This window comes from Streptomyces sp. NPDC041796 (genome assembly GCF_055590785.1).
The window spans coordinates 282,771-300,491 of the sequence record NZ_JBVJAH010000005.1 but is presented as its reverse complement, the minus strand read 5'-3'; the positions used below and the strand labels follow the sequence as shown (position 1 = coordinate 300,491).

Sequence of the window (17,721 nt, the reverse complement as noted above, 5' to 3'; positions counted from 1 at the left end):
GATGTCGCAGAGGCACCAGCTGTCCGCCTGCCCCAGCTGCGAGGAGCCGCTGGAGTCGGGTGATCTGTTCTGCGGTGCGTGCGGGTACGACCTGTCGGCCGTACCGCCGCCGCCGGAGGACCGTCCGACCATGGTCATGGGCTCCCCCGTGGGCGGCGCCGCGTGGCCCGCGGCCCCGGCAGTGCCCGGGCCGGACCAGGCGGCCGTCGGCCTGCCGGGGGATCAGCCCCGCCCGGGCGCTCCGGCGGTGCGGTTCGACGCCCGCGCCACGGGCGACTCCGGCGACTTCGCCCTCCCGGCCCCGGCGCCCGCACCGGCCCCCGCGCCGGCCCGGCCTCCGGCGCCCGCGTCGGTCCCTGAGCCCGCACCGCCGCCGAGCGGCCCACCCGCGCCCGGGCCGTTCGGGACGGATGAGCCCGAGCACACCGGTTCGGAGTCGGCGCACACGCAGGATGCCCACGGCGGTCCGGCGCAGGCGGGCGCGCACGAGGCGGGTCACGCGCCGGGTGCCGCGCCCGCCCCCGTACCGGAGGCCAGTGCCGTGGCCGGGCCGACGCCCCCGCCGTGGGCGGCGCCCGGGACCGGGCCGGGGACCTCGGCCGAGCCTTCGCCGGGCGGTGCGGGCGGCGGCGGGACGCCCGATCCGCGCGCGGTGGAGCACGCGGCGGCTCCGCCCGCCGGGACCCGGCTGTGCGTGGCCTGCCGGGCCGGGCACGTGGACCCGGACGGGTACTGCGAGAACTGCGGGCACGCGCAGCCACGGGAGCGGGACCACATGGAGGAGGAGCTCGGCGCCGTCGCCGCCGTCAGCGACCGCGGGCTGCGCCACCACCGCAACGAGGACGCGTTCGCCGTGTCCACGACGGCCCTGCCGGACGGTTCGCCGGCCGTCGTCGCGATCGTCTGCGACGGGGTGTCGTCGGCGACGCGCCCCGACGAGGCGTCGGAGGCCGCCGCGTCGGCGGCCAATGAGTCGCTGCTGGAGTCGCTCCCGCGCGGCACGCATCCGCAGACGGCGATGCACGAGGCGATCGTCGCGGCCTCCGAGGCGGTCAACGCCTTGGCGGACGGCGAGGACGCGGCGGCCAGGGAGCACGATCCCCACCGCCACCAGAACGCGCCGGCCTGCACGCTCGTCGGCGCGGTCGTCGCGAGCGGTCTGCTGGTGGTCGGCTGGGTCGGTGACAGCCGCGCCTACTGGGTGCCCGACGACCGCAGCGGTCCGCCCGCCCGCCTCACCGAGGACGACTCGTGGGCCGCGCAGATGGTGGCGGCGGGCCTGATGAACGAGGCGGAGGCGTACGCGGACGAGCGTGCCCACGCCATCACGGGCTGGCTGGGAGCCGACGCGTACGAACTGGAGCCGCACACGGCCGCGTTCAAGCCGGACCGTCCCGGTGTCGTCGTGGTGTGCACGGACGGTCTGTGGAACTACGCGGAGGCGGCCGAGGACATGGCCCGTGTGGTGCCGCCCGACGCCGCCGGCCGGCCCCTGCACAGTGCCCGGGTCCTGGTCGGGCACGCGCTCGACGGCGGTGGCCACGACAACGTAACAGTGGCTGTCGTGCCGTTCGCCATCGCGCCCGGAGGGGCAGGATCGGCCTGACCGTTTCACCCGCCGACCAACCCCCCGCCGTCTTCCGTCCGTTGCGGGTGCGTCAGTCCGAGTCCCAGGAGCCGATGAGATGGCGATTTTCTCCAAGTCGAACGTGCCGCAGTTCTCGGTGGACGTGTACCAGAACGAGTACCTGCCGGAGGGCGGGCGCGAGGTCAACGCGATCGTCACGGTCACCTCGACGGGCGGCGGCACCAGCGGAGGGGTGCCGCTGACCGGGGCCGCGGTCTCCCCCTCGTCCATACCGGGGCAGGCGCCCACCGCCGCCGTCGTGATCATGGTCGACTGCTCGGGTTCCATGGAGTACCCGCCGACGAAGATGCGCAACGCGCGGGACGCCACGGCCGCCGCGATCGACACCCTGCGCGACGGCGTCGCCTTCGCGGTCGTCGCCGGCACCCATGTGGCGAACGAGGTCTACCCGGGCGGCGGCGGGCTGGCCACCGCCGACGCGCGCACCCGGGCCCAGGCGAAGGAGGCGCTGCGCAGGCTGAGCGCCGGCGGCGGCACCGCCATCGGCACATGGCTGACACTCGCCGACCGGCTCCTGGCGACCGCCGACGTACCGATCCGGCACGGCATCCTGCTCACCGACGGCCGCAACGAGCACGAGTCGCCTGAGGACCTGCGCGCGGCCCTCGACGCCTGTGCCGGGCGTTTCACCTGCGACGCGCGGGGCGTGGGCACGGACTGGGAGGTCAAGGAGGTCACCGGGATCGCCTCGGCGCTGCTCGGTACGGCCGACATCGTCGCCGATCCGGCGGGGCTGGCCGCCGACTTCACGCGGATGATGGAGCACGCGATGGGCAAGGAGGTCGCCGACGTCGCCCTGCGCCTGTGGACACCGGTCGGGGTGGAGATCGTCTTCGTCAAACAGGTCGCGCCGACGGTGGAGGATCTGACGGACCGGCGCACGGAGGCGGGCCCCCGGGCCGGGGACTATCCGACCGGCTCGTGGGGTGACGAGTCCCGCGACTACCACGTGTGCGTCCGGGTGCCGGAGGCCGGTGTCGGCCAGGAGATGCTCGCGGCGAGGGTCTCCCTCGTCCTTCCCGACCCGGCGGGCGGCACGCCGCAGACCCTGTCGCAGGGTCTGGTACGCGCGGTGTGGACGGACGACATGGCGGCCTCCACCTCCATCAACCCCCAGGTCGCGCACTACACGGGTCAGGCCGAACTGGCGCAAGTGATCCAACAGGGGCTCGATGCGCGCAAGTCGGGCGATTTCGATGGCGCGACGGCGAAACTCGGCCGCGCGGTACAGCTCGCCGCCGCCTCCGGCAACGCGGACACTGCGAAACTCCTTTCGAAGGTGGTGGACGTGGTCGACGCGGCGACAGGTACTGTGCGACTGAAGGCGAAGGTCGCGGAAGCGGACGAGATGACCCTCGAGACGCGCTCCACCAAGACCGTTCGCGTAAAGAAATAGGTCACGATCTGCTCGGCCCGCGGGGCCGGATGAGGAGAGGGGGAAGCGCCGACATGCCGACCTGCCCGAACGGACACCAGTCGGGTTCCGACGACTGGTGCGAGGTCTGCGGCCACCGCATGGCCGGGGCGGGCGCGCCTGCGGGTGCCGTTCCGCCGCCGCCTCCCCCGCCGCCGGCGTACGGCTACCCCGGTCCGCCCGGGCCGCCTCCCCGGCCCGGCGGCCCCGGCGGACCGGGAGGCTTCCCGAACGGCGACCCGAACGCCACCGCCCAGGCGGAGCTGTGCCCGCAGTGCCGCACCCCGCGCGAGGCCATGGCGCCGTTCTGCGAGGAGTGCCGGTGGAACTTCCTCACCAACACGGCGACTTCGTACACCCCCGTCGCACCGCCCCCGGCCCCCGGCGGCCAGGGCCGTCCCGGCGGTCCCGGCGGTCCCCCGCCCGGGCTCAACCTGCCGCCGGGCTTCCAGTCGCAGCCGCAGGGGCCGTCCCAGCCGCAGGCGCCGCGCCCGCCGGACCCGTTCGAGTACCAGGGCTCACGCCCGTCGCAGGTGAACCGCCCGGCCGAACCGCTGCCGCCCGAGCCGTCGACGCCCCAGCGGCCGCCGCAGGGCGCCCCGCAGGGACCGCCGCCGGTTCCCCAGGCGTTCCAGCAGCCGCCCGGCCCGCCGCGGCCGCCGCAGGCCTTCCAGCAGCCGGGCCCGCCGCCCCCGCCCCAGCCGACCGGTGGCGGCGGGGACGACTGGATGCTGCCCCCGCCCTCGCAGCCGCAGGCGCCGCAGCCGCACGCCCAGCCGCAGCGCCCGCAGCCTCCGGCGCCCCAGCCCCCGGTCCGCCCCGAGCAGCCCGAGGGCCCGCGCGAACCCGGGCCGCAGGGCCACCAGGGATCGCAGGGCCACCAGGTGAACCAGGGGCCGCAGAGCCATCAAGGACCCCACGGCCACCAGGGACCGCACGGGTCTCAGGCACCCCAGCCCCCGCAGTACCAGACGGCGCCCGCCGGCTGGACGGCGGTGGTCGCGCCCGACCGTGAGTACTTCATGGCGATGATGCAGCGCAGCGGCCCCGAGGCCGCGGGGCTCAACCTGCCCGCGTACTCCCCGGAGCAGCGCCTGTCGCTCTCCGGCAACCAGATCAGCATCGGCCGCCGGCGGCACTCCACGGGCGAGTCCCCCGACATCGACCTGTCGGTGCCGCCGGAGGACCCGGGCGTCTCGCACCAGCACGCGGTGCTGGTGCAGCAGCCCGACGGCTCCTGGGCGGTCGTCGACCAGAACTCCACCAACGGCACCACGCTCAATGGCGCCGAGGAGCCGATCCAGCCCTACGTCCCCGTCCCGCTCAGGGACGGCGACCGGGTGCACGTCGGCGCCTGGACGACGATCACCATCCGGCGGGGCTAGGCGGAGCCGGCGGGGCCGACCGTGGTGCCGAGGGGCCAGCTGTAGGGCCCCTCGGGGTCGTCCAGCCAGGCCCACTGGTGTCCGCCGGCGACCGTCACGCCGAACCGTTCCCGCACGGGGCGACGCTCCCGCTGCCACAGCGAGTACGCCTCGTGCGGGTCTAGGCTGCCCGCGGTGAGCGCCAGCAGGAAGCGGAACAGCTCGTTGTCGGTCGCGCGCCGGGGCAGCCCGCCCGTGTGCACCGCCGGCGCGGGCGAGGTGCCGCCGCGCAGCGGCACGAAGTACGCGGACGTGTGGAGGAACCGGCCCTCCGCGTGCTCGGCGTCCCGTACCCGCAATCGCAGCAGCCCCGTGGACAGCGGCGCCAGGACGCGGGCGCCGGGCCGGCACTGCGCGAGCCACGCGGGCGGTACGGAGGGCACGGCGCAGGTCGCGATCACCGCGTCGAACGGCGCCCGCCCCGGACAGCCGAGCACCCCGTCGCCCGTGACCACTGCCGGGTGGTGACCGGCCGCCTCCAGGTGGGCCCGGGCCGCCTCCGTGATGTCCTCGTCCAGGTCGACGGTGGTCACCCGCTCGTCGCCGAGCCGGTGCGCCAGGAGCGCCGCGTTGTACCCCGTCCCGGCGCCGATCTCCAGGACACTGTCCCCGTCCCGCACCTCGAGCGCGTGCAGCATTCCGGCCATCAGGGACGGCTGGCTGGCGGACGACACCAGGTCCCCGTCGCGTATGTGGGTGGCGAGCGGCCGGTCCAGGTACGCGCCCTCCAGCCAGCGCCGGCGCCGGTCCGGATCCGGGTCGCCGCACCACAGCCTCTCGTATCCCCCCATGACACCCACGTAGAAATGCGGCACGAACAGGTGCCGTGGCACCTCCTCGAACGCCGCCCGCCAGGCCGGGTCCTGGAGGTCCCCGCCCGCGGCGATCTCGCGCACGAGCTCGCGCCGCGCCTCGGCGGCGGCCTCGGCGAACGGATCCTCTCGCTGTGTGCCCATGTCTCCACTGTGCGGCCCGGGGGGATCGGTGGCGAGTGGCCAGGAGGGGCCTGGCGGCCAGGAGTCCTAGGGCCCGGGTCCTCGGCCGGGGCGTCTGAGACGATGGAGGCGTGAATGAGATCCCGCGCGGCACGCTTCAGGAGCAGACCTTCTACGAGCAGGTCGGCGGCGAGCCCACCTTCCGGCGCCTCGTCCACCGTTTCTACGAGGGGGTCGCCGAGGACCCCCTGCTGCGGCCGATGTACCCGGAGGAGGACCTGGGCCCCGCCGAGGAGCGGCTGGTGCTGTTCCTGATGCAGTACTGGGGCGGCCCCCGCACCTACAGCGACAACCGCGGCCACCCGCGCCTGAGGATGCGGCACGCGCCCTTCACCGTGGACCGGGCGGCGCACGACGCCTGGCTGAAGCACATGCGGGCGGCGGTCGACGAGCTCGGCCTGTCCGAGGAGCACGAGCGGACGCTGTGGAACTACCTCACGTACGCCGCCGCGTCGATGGTGAACACGTCCGACTGACCGTCGCGTACCGTCCGTGACCGGGAAGTGACAGAAAAGGTTCCGGCCAACTCCGTTCTGCCCGGTCCCCATGGGCACCCTCGACCCCCTAAATTCACAGCCGCAACACATCGAACGGGCATCCGCAGTGGGCGGATGCCCCTCGTCTTGTGGAGGTGCAACGTGCGACGGAGGACCATGCGGCTGGGCGCCGTGGCGATCGCGACGATCTCGGCGCTGCTCGGGGCCGGTACCGCCTTCGGTGACACCTTCTACGTCTACGAGGGCGAGGACTTCGGCTACATCGGCAGGGACCACAAGTACGCCGGGGTCTGCGACCGGGAGTACGACGGCTTCAACGTCTACGTCAACTTCAAGCGGACCACGCCCGACACCGTCGTACGCATGGAGGAGACGGGCGGCTACTGCAAGACGTCCACGACCGGCACGTACTCGATCTACACCATCCAGACGTGCGAGAACCGCCCGCTGATGACGGACGCGTGCTCCGGCTGGAAGAGGCACCCCTGACCGTCATGGCCGCACCCACCGTGATGGTCGCCGGCCTGACCTGCGAACTCGGCGGCCGCACCCTGCTGCGTGACGCCGGGATGACCGCCCACGCCGGCGAGTCCCTCGCCGTCACCGGGCCCAGCGGCAGTGGCAAGTCGACCCTGCTCTCCTGCCTCGCCGGGCTGCACCGGCCGGGGGCCGGCACCGTGCGGGTGTGCGGCACCGACACGGCGGCGCTGCGGCCCGCCGAAGCGGCGGCGTGGCGGCTGAAGACCCTGGGCTTCATCTACCAGTTCGGCGAGCTGCTGCCCGAACTCAGCGCCCTGGAGAACGCCGCGCTGCCCCTGCTGATCGCCGGGAAGGGCCGCCGGGAGGCGTACGGGACGGCCCAGCGGCTGCTGCGCGAGCTCGGCGTCGGCGCGGTGGCGGACTCGGCGGCGGGTGTCCTGTCCGGCGGCGAGCGCCAGCGGGTGGCGGTGGCCCGTGCGCTGTCGACCCGGCCGCCGCTGATCCTCGCCGACGAGCCGACCGGGGCGCTCGACGAGCGCGCCTCGGACGACGTCTGCGCGCTGCTGTTCGGGCTGCCCGCCCAGTACGGCTGCACGCTGGTCGTCGTCACGCACAATCCGGTGGTCGCCTTCTACGCCGACCGGCAACTCGCCCTCAGGGACGGTGCCTTGTACGAGACCACGGACTCCACCGGCACCACCGCGGCCGGCGCATGAGCGGTACCCGGCGCATGAGCCGCCCCCGCCGCCGCGGTGCGACCGCGCACCTGCTCGCCATCGGCCGTCGGGCCTCGGCCGGGACGGCCCGGCGGCGTGATCCGCGCCTGACCGTCCAGGCGCTGTGCCTGGTCCTCACCGGGGTGGCGGCGGCGCTGCTGGTGTGGAGCGCGCAGACGGTCCACGCCGTGCACGAGGGGAGGGACGCGCGCATCTCGGCCCGGATCCCCGTGCCGGCCGCGCCGGGCGCACGGCCGGCCGCCTGGTGGAGCCAGAGCGACGACAGCTGGCGGGAGCGGGACTTCTCGGTGGTGTACATCGAGCCCGCCGCCCCGTCCGCCCCGCTGCCGCCCGGCCTGCCCCGCTGGCCGGAGCGGGGAGAGGCGTTCGTGTCACCGGCGCTGCTCGACGTCATGCCGCCGGCCGCCGACCGGTACGGCAGGCTCGCGGGCACGGTCTCGGCACAGGGACTGGCCGACACGGGGGAGCTCTTCGTGTACGTCCGCCCACCGGCCGAAGTACGGATCCAGGGGTACGAGACGACGCTGGGGATCACCGGCTTCGGGGCGGAGCGGCCGGACGGCGACCCGGCGTACTTCGTCAGCCAGTCGTTCGACCGGCCGGAGTCCGACCTGTACTGGCTGCTGGCCCCCCAGCTCGGGCTGCCCGTCGCCGTCCTGCTGATCGTCGCCGCCCGGCTCGGGGCCCGGCAGCGCGACCGGCGGCTGGCGGTGCTGTACGCGATGGGCGCCGGGCGTTCCGTTCGGGCGAGGATCGCGGCCGGTGAGTGCGTCCGCCCGCTGGGGGCCGGGGCGGTCCTCGCGGGCGTGCCATTGATGGTCCTCACGCTGACCGGCGTACGGCTTCCGTTGACGGGGTACGAGGTGTCGGCCGCCGATCTGGCCCCGCTGCGGTGGTGGTTCCCGCCCGCCCTGGCCTCGGTGTGGGCGGTCCTGTGCCTGTCGTTCGCCGCGCTGCACCTGCGGGTGCGCCCCGCCGGCTCCGGGCGGCCCCGGGCGGCGCGGCCCCTGCCGTCGGCCTGGCCGGGGGTGCTGTGCGGGATCGGCGCCCTGGCGGTGGTCTCCGGCGCGGCGGCGGGCCAGGCGTCGGGGACGCGGCTGTTCGTCGTGGGCACGACGCTGACGCTCCTCGGGCTGCCACCGCTCCTGGGGCGGGCGGCGGCCCGGGTCTCCGTCCGGCTGACCGGGCGTGGCACGGGGGACCCGGCGCGGCTGGTCGGCGGGCGCTGGGCGGCCGCGCATCCCGCGGTGATCGCGCGGGCGGGCGCGGCCCTCGTCGTCATGCTGGGGCTGGTCGCCCAGGCCATGGTGATGGTGACGGACCTGACGAACGAGGCGAGGAACGCCACCGTGCTCGGCGAACGGCTGGACGAACGGCTCCTGGAGGTCCACAGCGCGCCCGCCGACGAGCGGGCGCACGCGCGGTTCGTGGCCGCCCTGGCGCCGGGGGACCGGGTGCTGCGGGTGGTGGCGGGCGGTGGCGCTTCGGGTACGGGTCCGCCCGTGCTCCGGGGGGCCTGCGGCGACCTGGCCGACCTGGGCGCCATGCGCTCCTGCCCGAGTGAGCGGCCCGTACCCGCGCACGAGGTCTACCGCGAGCGCACGCCGCGCACGGAGGCGCTGCGCTGGATGGGCTTCGGGCCGGTCCACCTCCAGGCCTCCGGCTCCAGGGCGCAGTTGCTGAAGGAGCGGGGTCCTTTCGTCGTGCTGACGAGCGGGCCGGAGGGGCGTGAGCGTGCCGAGCGTGCGGCCCTCGCGACGCTGCCGCTGCCCCATGTCGGTGTTCCCGGGGACGGCAACGTGATCGGCGGCCAGGCCCGCGCCCGGCAGGCCGACTGGGTGCTGCTCGTGGCGGTGGCCGGGTTCCTGCTGCTCGCGCTCACGGGGGCGGCGGGATTGCTGCACGCCTTCCTCGACCGGGCCGACGAGTTGCGGCCGCTGGCGGGATACACCTCGGGCGCGCGGTTCCATCTGCGGGTGGCGTGGTGGGGCATGGGTGTGCCGATGGTGTGCGCGCTGGGGCTGGCCGCGCTGTTCGCGGGGCTGCTCGCCGGGGTGAACCTCGGTTTCCTCTCCCCGTCGGGGGGTTCGCCGCTCGGTCTGCTCGGCGGCGGGCTGGTGGTGGCGGTCGCGGTGTGCGCGGCGGCGACCGTGGGGGGTGGTCTGCTGGCGGCCAGGTTCACGCACCGGTGGGTGCCGCGCGGCGACTGAACGTCGGGGTCGAGTAGGGAAACGTACGCAGGGCGGTACTCCGACGTCGAATAACGGTCACGATCCAGTCAAGGTCCGTCTGTAAGCGGTTACTTCGACGCATGCCCTCTGAAAGCATCCGAAGGACGTCCAGGCGTTCGGACGTACGACGGTGGGGGGCTGTGTGACCGGGTTGGTGTTCCTGCGCGTCCGCGCGCACCGGTTACTGACGGCCGCCGCCCTCCTCGCCGTGCTGCTGACCACGTCCGTGCTCACCGCACTGGCCGCGTTCTCGGGCACCGTCGGCGATGCCGCCCTCCGTCACACCCTGCACGGCCGGGCCGCCCCGGCCTCCTCCCTCGTCGTCACCGCCCACGTCCCGCCCCAGCGGCGCACCGCGGCCGACCAGGCCGCCCGCGAAGGGGCGCGCGGGACGTTCGGCGGGCTGCCGGTGACCGTACGACGGCTGGAGCGCTCCGGTTCCTACGCGCTGCCCCGCGCACTCCGGCCGCCCGCCGCCCGCGCGGGCGAACCCGACCTCACCCACTTCGCCGCCCTCGACCGCTCGCGCGTCCGCCTGCTCCGGGGGGCCTGGCCGGCGAACGCACCCGGTGGCCCCGTCCAGGCGGCCCTGCCCGAAGCCGCCGCCCAGCGGCTGAAGCTGACGCCCGGGAGCGTGCTCACGCTCACCGACCGGATCGGCGGGAAACCCCTCGCGGTCCGGATCACCGGCCTGTACCGGCCCGCCGACCTCTCAGACCCCTACTGGCGGCTGGACACCCTGGGCGGCCGAGGCGTCCGTACCGTCGTCTTCACCACCTACGGTCCGCTGCTGACCCACCCGGCGGTGTTCGGCACCGGCCGGGTCAGTGCCGACGAGACCTCCTGGCTCGCCTCCGCGGACTTCCGCACGCTCACCACCGACGGGATCGGCGCTCTGCGGGAGGCGGCGACGGCCGGTCCCGCCGCCCTCGCCGCCGACCCGGCCTTCGCGGGCGCCGCGTCCGCCCGCACGGCGCTGCCGACGGTCCTCGGGGAGAGCGAGCGGGCGCTGCTCGTGGCGCGCTCCACGCTGTTGATCGTAGCCGTGCAACTGGTGCTGCTCGCCACGTACGCGCTGCTGCTGGTCGCGCGGCTGCTCGGAACCGAGCGGGCGGGCGAGACCGAGCTGCTGCGGGCTCGTGGCGGTTCGGCACGACGGATCGGCGCTCTCGCGGCGGCCGAGGCGCTGCTGCTCGCCCTGCCCGCCGCGGTGGTCGCGCCCTTGCTGGCGGGGCCGTTGACGCGGCTGCTCGCTTCCTGGGGTTCGCTCGACCGGATCGGGCTGCGGCTCGGTCAGGCCCCGGCCGGTCAGATGTGGCTCGTGTCCGTGGGGGTGGCGGTGGCCTGCGCGGTCGCCGTGGTGGCTCCGGCGCTCGCTGCCGCCGCCGGGCCGGTGCGGCTGCTGCGCGGGCGGGCGGGAGCGCTGCCGGGACCCGTGCGGGCGGGGGCGGACGTCGGGCTGCTGGTGATCGCGGCGGTGGCGTACTGGCAACTGGACCGGCAGACCTCCGAGTCGGGCAGCGGGGTGCTGAGCAGAGGCCGCGACGGCACTCTGAGCGTCGACCCGCTCCTGGTGGTGGCACCCGCGCTGGCGTTGCTGGCCGGCACCGTGCTGACGTTGCGGCTGCTGCCGCCCGCCGCCCGGCTGGCGGAGCGGCGCGCGGCGGCCGGGCGGGGGCTGTCGGTGGCGCTGGCGGGCTGGCAGTTCAGCCGGCGGCCACTGCGCGGGACGGGCCCGGTGCTGCTGCTGGTGCCGGCCGTGGCGATGGGCATGCTGGCGATCGGCCAGAGCGCGTCGTGGGACCGTTCGCAGCGTGACCAGGCGGACTTCGCGACGGGCGCCCCGATCCGGGTGCTGGACGACCGGGCCGGTGATCCGGGACAGGCCGGGGCGTACACGCGGCTGCCCGGGGTACGGGACGCGGCACCCGCCCACCGCGCGGTCACCGAACTGCCCGGCGACCGCTCGGCGACCGTGCTGGCGCTGGACACCGCCCGCGCCCGCGAACGGCTGCTGCTGCGCGGCGACCTGGCGGAAGGCCCACCCGGCCGGGTGCTCGCCGCGATCGCCCCGCCGCGCCAGGCACGGCCCGGCGTCGCACTGCCCCGGGGCACGGTACGACTGCGGGCGGACGCCCGGACGACCGGAGCCGGCGCACCCGTCGACGTCGCCGTGACCGTGGAGGACCGCCACGGCCTCACCTACCGGCTGCCCGTCGGCAAGGACGGCACCGCCGACCTGGGGGCCGCCTCCGGAGGTCCGGCATGGCCGGTGACCCTGACCGGCGCGGAGCTGTCCGGACCGCTCCCCCACAAGGAGCGCGAGCGTCACCGGTTCATGTTGGAGCGGCTGGTGGCCGTCACGGCGGACGGCGCCGAGCGGCCCGTACCGGCATCGTTCGGCGCCTGGCGCGGACGGCTGACCGACAGCGAGGACCCGGCGCGGTCCCGCCCGGTGACGGTCACGTCCTCCGCCGGCACGCCGCTGGCCCTGGCGTACGACACGGGTGCCACGGCCGTCGACCCGCGCTTCGACCCGCACCACTTCACCGTCCGCGCGAGCGCGCCGCGTCCGCCGGCCGGGGATGCGGTGCCCGCGATCGCGACGGACGCCTTCCTCGAGGCCGCCGGGGCGGAGAAGGGGCAGAGCCTCGAAGTGCCCTTGGCGGGCGGGCAGACGCGGGTGACGATCGTCGACACCGTGCGCGCCCTGCCGACGACCACTCCCGAAGGGGGCGGTGGCGCCCTCCTGGTCGACCTGGACGCGGTGAACCGCACCGGCCTCGCCCTCACGCCCACCGAATGGTGGCTGACGCCCGCCCCCGGCCGGACCGGCGAGGTCGCGGCGGCGCTGCGCGCCCGGCCCGACAGCGACCCCGCGCGGGTCCTGGTGCGCGAGGAGGCGGCCGACGAGCTGCTGGGCGACCCGCTGGGCGCCGGTCCACGCGCGGCGCTGACGGCGGTGGCGGTCGCCGCGGCGGCCCTCGCGGCGGTGGGGTTCGCGGTGAGCGCGACCGGGTCGCTGCGGGAACGCGCGGCCGAGTTCGGGGTGTTGCGGGCGCTGGGCGCGCCGCGGCGGCGTCTGGCCCGGCTGGTGGCGGCCGAGCAGGGGCTGCTCGTCGGCATCGCGCTGCTGGTGGGCCTCGTCCTCGGATCCGTACTGACCCGGGCGGTCGTGCCGCTGGTGGTGCTGACAGGCCGGGCGACGCGGCCCGTGCCGGGCGTCCTGGTCGAGCTGCCACCGGGCCGGGTCGCCCTGCTGCTGGCCGCCGTGGCCGCACTGCCCCTGCTGACGGTGGCCGCGATCGCGCTGCGCCGCCGCCAGGACCCGGCCGTGACGCTCCGGCACCAGGCGCCGGCCCAGGGAGGCAACTGACATGCGTCGGCCCGCTGTTGTCGCGCCCTGGGTACGGACCCGGCTGCGGACCTTCCCCGGAGCCGCCGTCGCCCTGGGCCTGCTCGTGGCGGTGACCGCGTTCCTCGCCGCCGCGTTCCCGCGCGCCGCCGACGCGTACGAGACGGAGGGGCTGCGCCACCGGATCACCACCGCCGCCCCGCGCGACACCGTCGTCGAACTGACCGTCTCCGCCGACCGGGGCACCCGGGCCGCGGACGTCGGGCCGGAGCCGCTGCGCTCCCTGCACCGGACGGTCGTCGAAGCGCTCCCCGAACCCGTACGGGCCGATGCCGCGCAGTCGTCGTACGGGATGCGGACCACCGAACCGCTGCCCGCGGCCGACAAGGCGCTCCCCGCACCCGACGGCCTGCCGCCGGAGTTCACCCTGGCCACCCCCTCGGACCTGCCCGGGCACGCCGCCGTACGCGCCGGCCGCCTGCCCGCCGCTCCGGCGAAGGCGACCGAGGTCGAGGCGGCCGTCACCGCCGAGACCGCCGGGAAGCTCGCCCTGAAGGTCGGCTCGGTGGTGCACCTGCCACGGGACGGCCGCAGGCCGCTCGCCGTGCGGATCACCGGCGTACTCCAGCCGCGGTCGCCCGAGGGGGCGTACTGGTCGGTCGAGCCGCGCTTGCGTACCCCGGTGCTCACCGCCAGGAACGCGGCGGGCGCGCCCCGCTTCTTCTGGGAGGCGGCGCTGCTCCTGCCGCCCGAGGCGGCGCCCGTGCTGCTGGACACCGGCGCGGAGCCGCAGGCCTTCTGGCGGATCGCGCCCGCCGCCACGCACCTGACCACCCGGGACGTGCCCGCGCTGACCGCCGCGGTCGCCTCACTGGCGGGCGGCCCGGACCTGCTGGCGCTGCGCGAAACGGTGGGCGGCAACGCCACGGTGGACACCCGGCTCGGGGAACTGCTCGCCGACCACGAGGGCATGCGCGCCGCCATCGCACCGGTCGTGGCGGTCGCGGCGTACGGGATCGGAGCGGTCGCCGTGGTCGTGGTGGCCATGGCGGGCGGGCCGTCCGCCGCGCGCCGACGCGACGAGCTGGCGCTGCTGCGGGCGCGGGGCGGGTCGCTGCGCGGGATCGGCGGGCGGCTGCTGGCGGAGACGGCCGTGGTCACGGTCCCGGCCGCCGCGCTGGGGCTGCTGCTCGCCGTGTGGCTGGTGGGCTCGGGGCCGGTGCGGTACGCGGCGGCCGGCGCGGGCGCCGTGGCACTGGTGGCGTGCGCCGCGCTGCCGCTGCGGGCGGTGTACCCGCACCGGCGGCCCGGTGCGCCCACGGGCCGGGACGACCTGGTCGACGCCCGGCCGTCACGGCGGCGCACGGTCGCCGAACTGACGTTGCTGGTCCTGGCCGTCGGCGCGGTGACGGCACTGCGGCGGCGGGGTGTCGCGGCGGACTCGGGCGATCCTCTCACCGGCTCGGCGCCGGTGCTGGTGGGCCTGGTCGCCGCCCTCGTCCTCGTACGGCTGTATCCGCTGCCGCTGCGGTGGCTGGCCCGTCCCGCGCGGAGGCTGCGGGGCGTGGTGGGGCCCCTGGCGCTGGCGCGGGCGGGACGTTCGTCGGCGGCCGGGACACTGCCGCTGCTGGCGCTGCTGGTCGCGCTGACGACGGCGGCGTTCGGCGGCTCGGTGCTGGCGGGGGTGGCGGAGGCCCGGGAGGACGCATCGGTGCTGGCGACGGGCGCGGACGCCCGGGTGGCGGGGACGGCGGAGGCGGTGCCACTGCCGGACGGGCTGGTGGAGGCGGTACGGGGCGTCGAGGGCGTGCGGGGCGCGGTACCGGTCCAGCTCGAGTACGGCGTGCCGCTGGCGGACCGGCCGGGTGTGCCGGGTTCGATGAGCGTGACGCTGATCGGCGTGGCCCCCGAGGCGTACGCGGAGCTGGCGCGCCGCACCGGGCTGGAGGCCTTCCCGGCCGGTGAGCTCGCGGACACCGGCCCGCCGGACGGGGGCCGGGTGCCGCTGGTGCCCGCGGTCGTCTCGCCGTCCGTCGCGGAGATGATGGGGTCGGAGCAGCGGTTGATCCAGTCGCGCGCCGGGGACTTCCGCGTCCGGGTGGCGGGGGTGCGGGAGCGGACCCCGGCGGTGCGCGGGGCGGACTTCGTCGTCGTGAACGCCGCCCACCTCACCCACCGGGCGGACACGGTGCTGCTGGTGAGCGGCCCCTTCGACGGCGGGGAACTGCGGGCCGCCGTCCGCTCCGTGTCCGGCGGCTTCTCCGTCCTGCTCCGCACCGAGGCGCGTGCGGCGTTGGTCGCCTCGCCGATGCAGACGGGCGCCGAGCGGCTGTACGCGGCGGCCGTCGCGGCGGGTGCCGGGTACGCCGTACTGGCGCTGCTGCTGTCCCTGCTGCACAGCGCGCCCGAGCGGGCGGCGCTGCTGGCGCGGTTGCGCACGATGGGGCTGTCGAGGCGGCAGGGACGGCGGTTGCTGGGCCTGGAGGCGCTGCCGCAGGCGCTGCTCGCGGCGGTCGGCGGGACGTGCGTCGGGTGGGCGGCCATCGTGCTGCTGTCGCCGGGCGTCGACCTGGCGAGGCTGGCGTCGGCGGCGGGGCCGGCCACGCTCGGCGGCGCGGCACTGCGGGCGGACCCGTGGTCGCTGGTGCTGCCCTCGGTGGGGGTGGTGGTGCTGGCGGCGGCGGTCGCCGTGGCACAGGCCTGGTGGGTGACCCGCCGGGGCTCGATCGGGGAACTCAGGGCAGGGGACACACGATGACCGACACCACGGGCACGGACACCACGGGCACGACGGCGGGCGCGGCGACGGGTGTGGCGACGGGCGCCGCGGGTGCGGCGAGTGCGGCGAGTGCGGCGGGTGCGGCGGGTGCGGCGGGTGCGGCGACGGGCACGACGCTCGCGGCCTTGGAGGAGCGCGTCGCGGCGCGCCGGGCCGGCCCCGCGTACGGCGACGACGCGATGATCGCCTGCGACCGTCTCGTACGCGTCTTCACCGCCGACGGGGTGGAGGTGCAGGCGCTGCAGGGGCTGGACCTGCTGGTGCGGGCGGGCGAGTTGCTGGCGCTGGTCGGGGCGTCGGGCAGCGGCAAGTCGACGCTGATGAACATCCTCGCGGGCCTGGACGTGCCGACCGCGGGTGCGGCGCGGGTGGCGGGGTGCGATCTGCTCGCGATGGACGCGAAGGCACGGCTGCGCTACCGGCGCGAAGTGGTCGGGTTCGTGTGGCAGCAGACGGCCCGCAACCTCCTCCCCTACCTGACCGCCGCGCAGAACGTCGCCCTGCCGATGCAACTGCGCGGCCGTGCGAAGCGCGTGAAGCGGGCGAGACAGTCGGAACGGGCGCTGGAGCTGCTGTCGATGCTGGACGTGGCGGAGTGCCGCGACCGGCGCCCGCACCAGATGTCCGGTGGCCAGCAGCAGCGTGTCGCGATCGCCGTCGCCCTCGCCAACTCGCCGTCCGTGCTGCTCGCCGACGAACCGACGGGCGAGCTGGACTCGGCGACGGGCGAGCACATCTTCGCCGCGTTCCGGCGGGCCAACGAGGAGCTGGGCACGACGATCGTGATCGTCACCCACGACCAGGCGGTGGCGGGCGAGGTCAGCCGCTCGGTCGCCATCCGCGACGGCCGTACGTCCTCTGAGGTCCTGCGGCGCACGGAGGTGGACGCGGAGGGCCAGGAGTCGATGGTGGTCCGCGAGTACGCCACCCTGGACCGCGCGGGCCGGCTCCAGCTGCCCGCCGAGTACACCGGCGCGCTGGGCATGGAGCACCGGGTACTGCTGGAACTCGAACCCGACCACATCGCCGTCCGCCCCGACGACGCCCCCTGACCCGCCGAGGGGGTCAGACCGCGGTGACGCTCAGTCCGGTGCCGAGACCGGCCTTGCGGACGGCGATCGATCCGTAGGGGGTGCGCAGCCGCAGCCACGACCCCGCGGCGAGCAGGGCCACCGGCACCTCGTGCGGCGGCAGGAAGCCCAGCGACTGGGCGGCGTGCACGGCCCGCAGCGGCAGGCCCGTCGAACCGATCGTGCGGGACCAGATCTCCCGGCCGATCCGGTCGCGTTCGGCGCGCGTGCGGCGCTCGGCTGGCAACTCGCCGTCCCGCGCCCGGAATTCCGCCACCGCCGCACCCACCGCGCCGCGCAGCCCGGCGGCGTCCGGAAGACCCGGGACCTCCCGCCAGCCGCCGCGCGGGGGCAGGACACCCGCCCAGGGCGGGCCCGTGACGGGGGCGGGCACCATGGCCTTGCCCGCCGACTCCTCGATGCCGTCGAGGAGCTGCCCCGCGGAGACGGTGACGTCCAGCGGCACGTCGTCCAGGAGCGCGGCCGTCCGGATGGCCAGCACCTCGAAGGACGCCGGCCGTCCGAACACGGCCAGGGTGCCGCCACCCGCCTGGAGGCGGACGGCGGCGGCCCGGTCGTAGTGGATCAGCCGGGCCAGGAAGGCCGCGAGGTCGGCCGCCTCCCTGGCGTCGGCGAAGTGCAGCGGCGGCGTCATGCGGCCGCGGGCTCCCCGCGCATGCCGTCGTCGACATACTCCTCGAGGAACGAGCGCTCCTCCTCCGTGATGCGGCGAGGACGCTGGGCCTGGAGGTCGTACGGCACGACGATCGTCGAAGCGCGCACGTACACCTGGTCCGGGTCCTTGATCTCGTACGCGATCGTCAGCGACGCCGCACCGATCTTGGTGACCCACGACTCGATGGTCACCGGCTCGTGCCGGTGGACCAACGGCCGTACGTAGTCGATCTCGTGCCGGGCCACGACCGACCCGCCGGAGAACGAGGGGGAACCGTCCCCCGGCGCCAGCCGGAACATGAAGTCGATCCGCGCCTCCTCCAGATAGCGGAGGAAGACGACGTTGTTGACGTGCCCGAAGGCGTCCATGTCCGACCAGCGCAGGGGGCAGCTGTAGATGTGACGAGCCACAGTCG

The 17,721-nt window shown here is 75.8% G+C and carries 13 protein-coding genes; 10 read left to right on the top strand and 3 right to left on the bottom strand.

From position 1 onward, the window contains the following. Position 1 precedes the first annotated feature (1 nt). The 3 genes from ACZ6C1_RS12220 to ACZ6C1_RS12210 all read left to right on the top strand — a co-directional run bounded on the left by ACZ6C1_RS12220 (position 2) and on the right by ACZ6C1_RS12210 (position 4,447). A complete protein-coding gene (locus tag ACZ6C1_RS12220; RefSeq protein WP_469240183.1) occupies positions 2 to 1,606 on the top strand; it encodes a PP2C family serine/threonine-protein phosphatase in 1,605 nt (534 codons plus the stop codon). Between the two features lie 79 nt (positions 1,607 to 1,685). Continuing rightward, positions 1,686 to 3,044 (top strand): vWA domain-containing protein, encoded by a 1,359-nt coding sequence (locus tag ACZ6C1_RS12215; RefSeq protein ID WP_469240182.1) that lies wholly within the window; start codon positions 1,686 to 1,688, stop codon positions 3,042 to 3,044. A 53-nt stretch (positions 3,045 to 3,097) separates the two neighbouring features. Further along, the gene (locus ACZ6C1_RS12210) at positions 3,098 to 4,447 is read left to right on the top strand and encodes an FHA domain-containing protein (RefSeq protein WP_469240181.1); all 1,350 of its coding nucleotides are present in this window, start codon (positions 3,098 to 3,100) and stop codon (positions 4,445 to 4,447) included. Here ACZ6C1_RS12210 and ACZ6C1_RS12205 read toward each other — a convergent pair. Beyond that, positions 4,444 to 5,442 carry a methyltransferase domain-containing protein gene (locus ACZ6C1_RS12205; RefSeq protein ID WP_469240180.1) on the bottom strand — a complete coding sequence of 333 codons (999 nt, stop codon included), beginning with the start codon at positions 5,440 to 5,442 and terminating at the stop codon, positions 4,444 to 4,446. The genes ACZ6C1_RS12210 and ACZ6C1_RS12205 overlap by 4 nt on opposite strands. Before the next feature lie 110 nt (positions 5,443 to 5,552). On the opposite strand from ACZ6C1_RS12205, the gene ACZ6C1_RS12200 reads away from it, so the two are divergent. The 7 genes from ACZ6C1_RS12200 (at position 5,553) to ACZ6C1_RS12170 (ending at position 16,612) form a co-directional block, all read left to right on the top strand. Further along, positions 5,553 to 5,957, top strand: coding sequence for a globin (locus ACZ6C1_RS12200; protein WP_469240179.1), 405 nt, complete (start codon positions 5,553 to 5,555; stop codon positions 5,955 to 5,957). Positions 5,958 to 6,119: 162 nt separating this feature from the next. Beyond that, positions 6,120 to 6,467, top strand: a complete 348-nt coding sequence (locus ACZ6C1_RS12195; protein WP_469240178.1) for a hypothetical protein — start codon at positions 6,120 to 6,122, stop codon at positions 6,465 to 6,467. Further along, positions 6,440 to 7,174, top strand: a complete 735-nt coding sequence (locus ACZ6C1_RS12190; protein ID WP_469240177.1) for an ABC transporter ATP-binding protein — start codon at positions 6,440 to 6,442, stop codon at positions 7,172 to 7,174. Before ACZ6C1_RS12195 ends, ACZ6C1_RS12190 begins: the two co-directional genes overlap by 28 nt. A gap of 14 nt (positions 7,175 to 7,188) precedes the next feature. Then, the gene (locus ACZ6C1_RS12185; protein WP_469240176.1) at positions 7,189 to 9,405 is read left to right on the top strand and encodes a hypothetical protein; all 2,217 of its coding nucleotides are present in this window, start codon (positions 7,189 to 7,191) and stop codon (positions 9,403 to 9,405) included. A 163-nt stretch (positions 9,406 to 9,568) separates the two neighbouring features. Further along, positions 9,569 to 12,802 carry an FtsX-like permease family protein gene (locus tag ACZ6C1_RS12180; RefSeq protein ID WP_469240175.1) on the top strand — a complete coding sequence of 1,078 codons (3,234 nt, stop codon included), beginning with the start codon at positions 9,569 to 9,571 and terminating at the stop codon, positions 12,800 to 12,802. 1 nt (position 12,803) lies between these two features. Continuing rightward, positions 12,804 to 15,539 (top strand): ABC transporter permease, encoded by a 2,736-nt coding sequence (locus ACZ6C1_RS12175; protein ID WP_469240174.1) that lies wholly within the window; start codon positions 12,804 to 12,806, stop codon positions 15,537 to 15,539. After that, positions 15,536 to 16,612 (top strand): ABC transporter ATP-binding protein, encoded by a 1,077-nt coding sequence (locus tag ACZ6C1_RS12170; RefSeq protein WP_469240173.1) that lies wholly within the window; start codon positions 15,536 to 15,538, stop codon positions 16,610 to 16,612. The genes ACZ6C1_RS12175 and ACZ6C1_RS12170 overlap by 4 nt, the downstream gene beginning before the upstream one ends. Positions 16,613 to 16,625: 13 nt before the next feature. On the opposite strand, the gene ACZ6C1_RS12165 is transcribed toward ACZ6C1_RS12170, so the two are convergent. Next, positions 16,626 to 17,285 (bottom strand): DUF8010 domain-containing protein, encoded by a 660-nt coding sequence (locus ACZ6C1_RS12165; protein WP_469240172.1) that lies wholly within the window; start codon positions 17,283 to 17,285, stop codon positions 16,626 to 16,628. Beyond that, positions 17,282 to 17,716: an acyl-CoA thioesterase gene (locus ACZ6C1_RS12160; protein ID WP_469240171.1), complete on the bottom strand. Its 435-nt coding sequence runs from the start codon at positions 17,714 to 17,716 to the stop codon at positions 17,282 to 17,284. The genes ACZ6C1_RS12165 and ACZ6C1_RS12160 overlap by 4 nt, the downstream gene beginning before the upstream one ends. Positions 17,717 to 17,721: the final 5 nt, after the last annotated feature.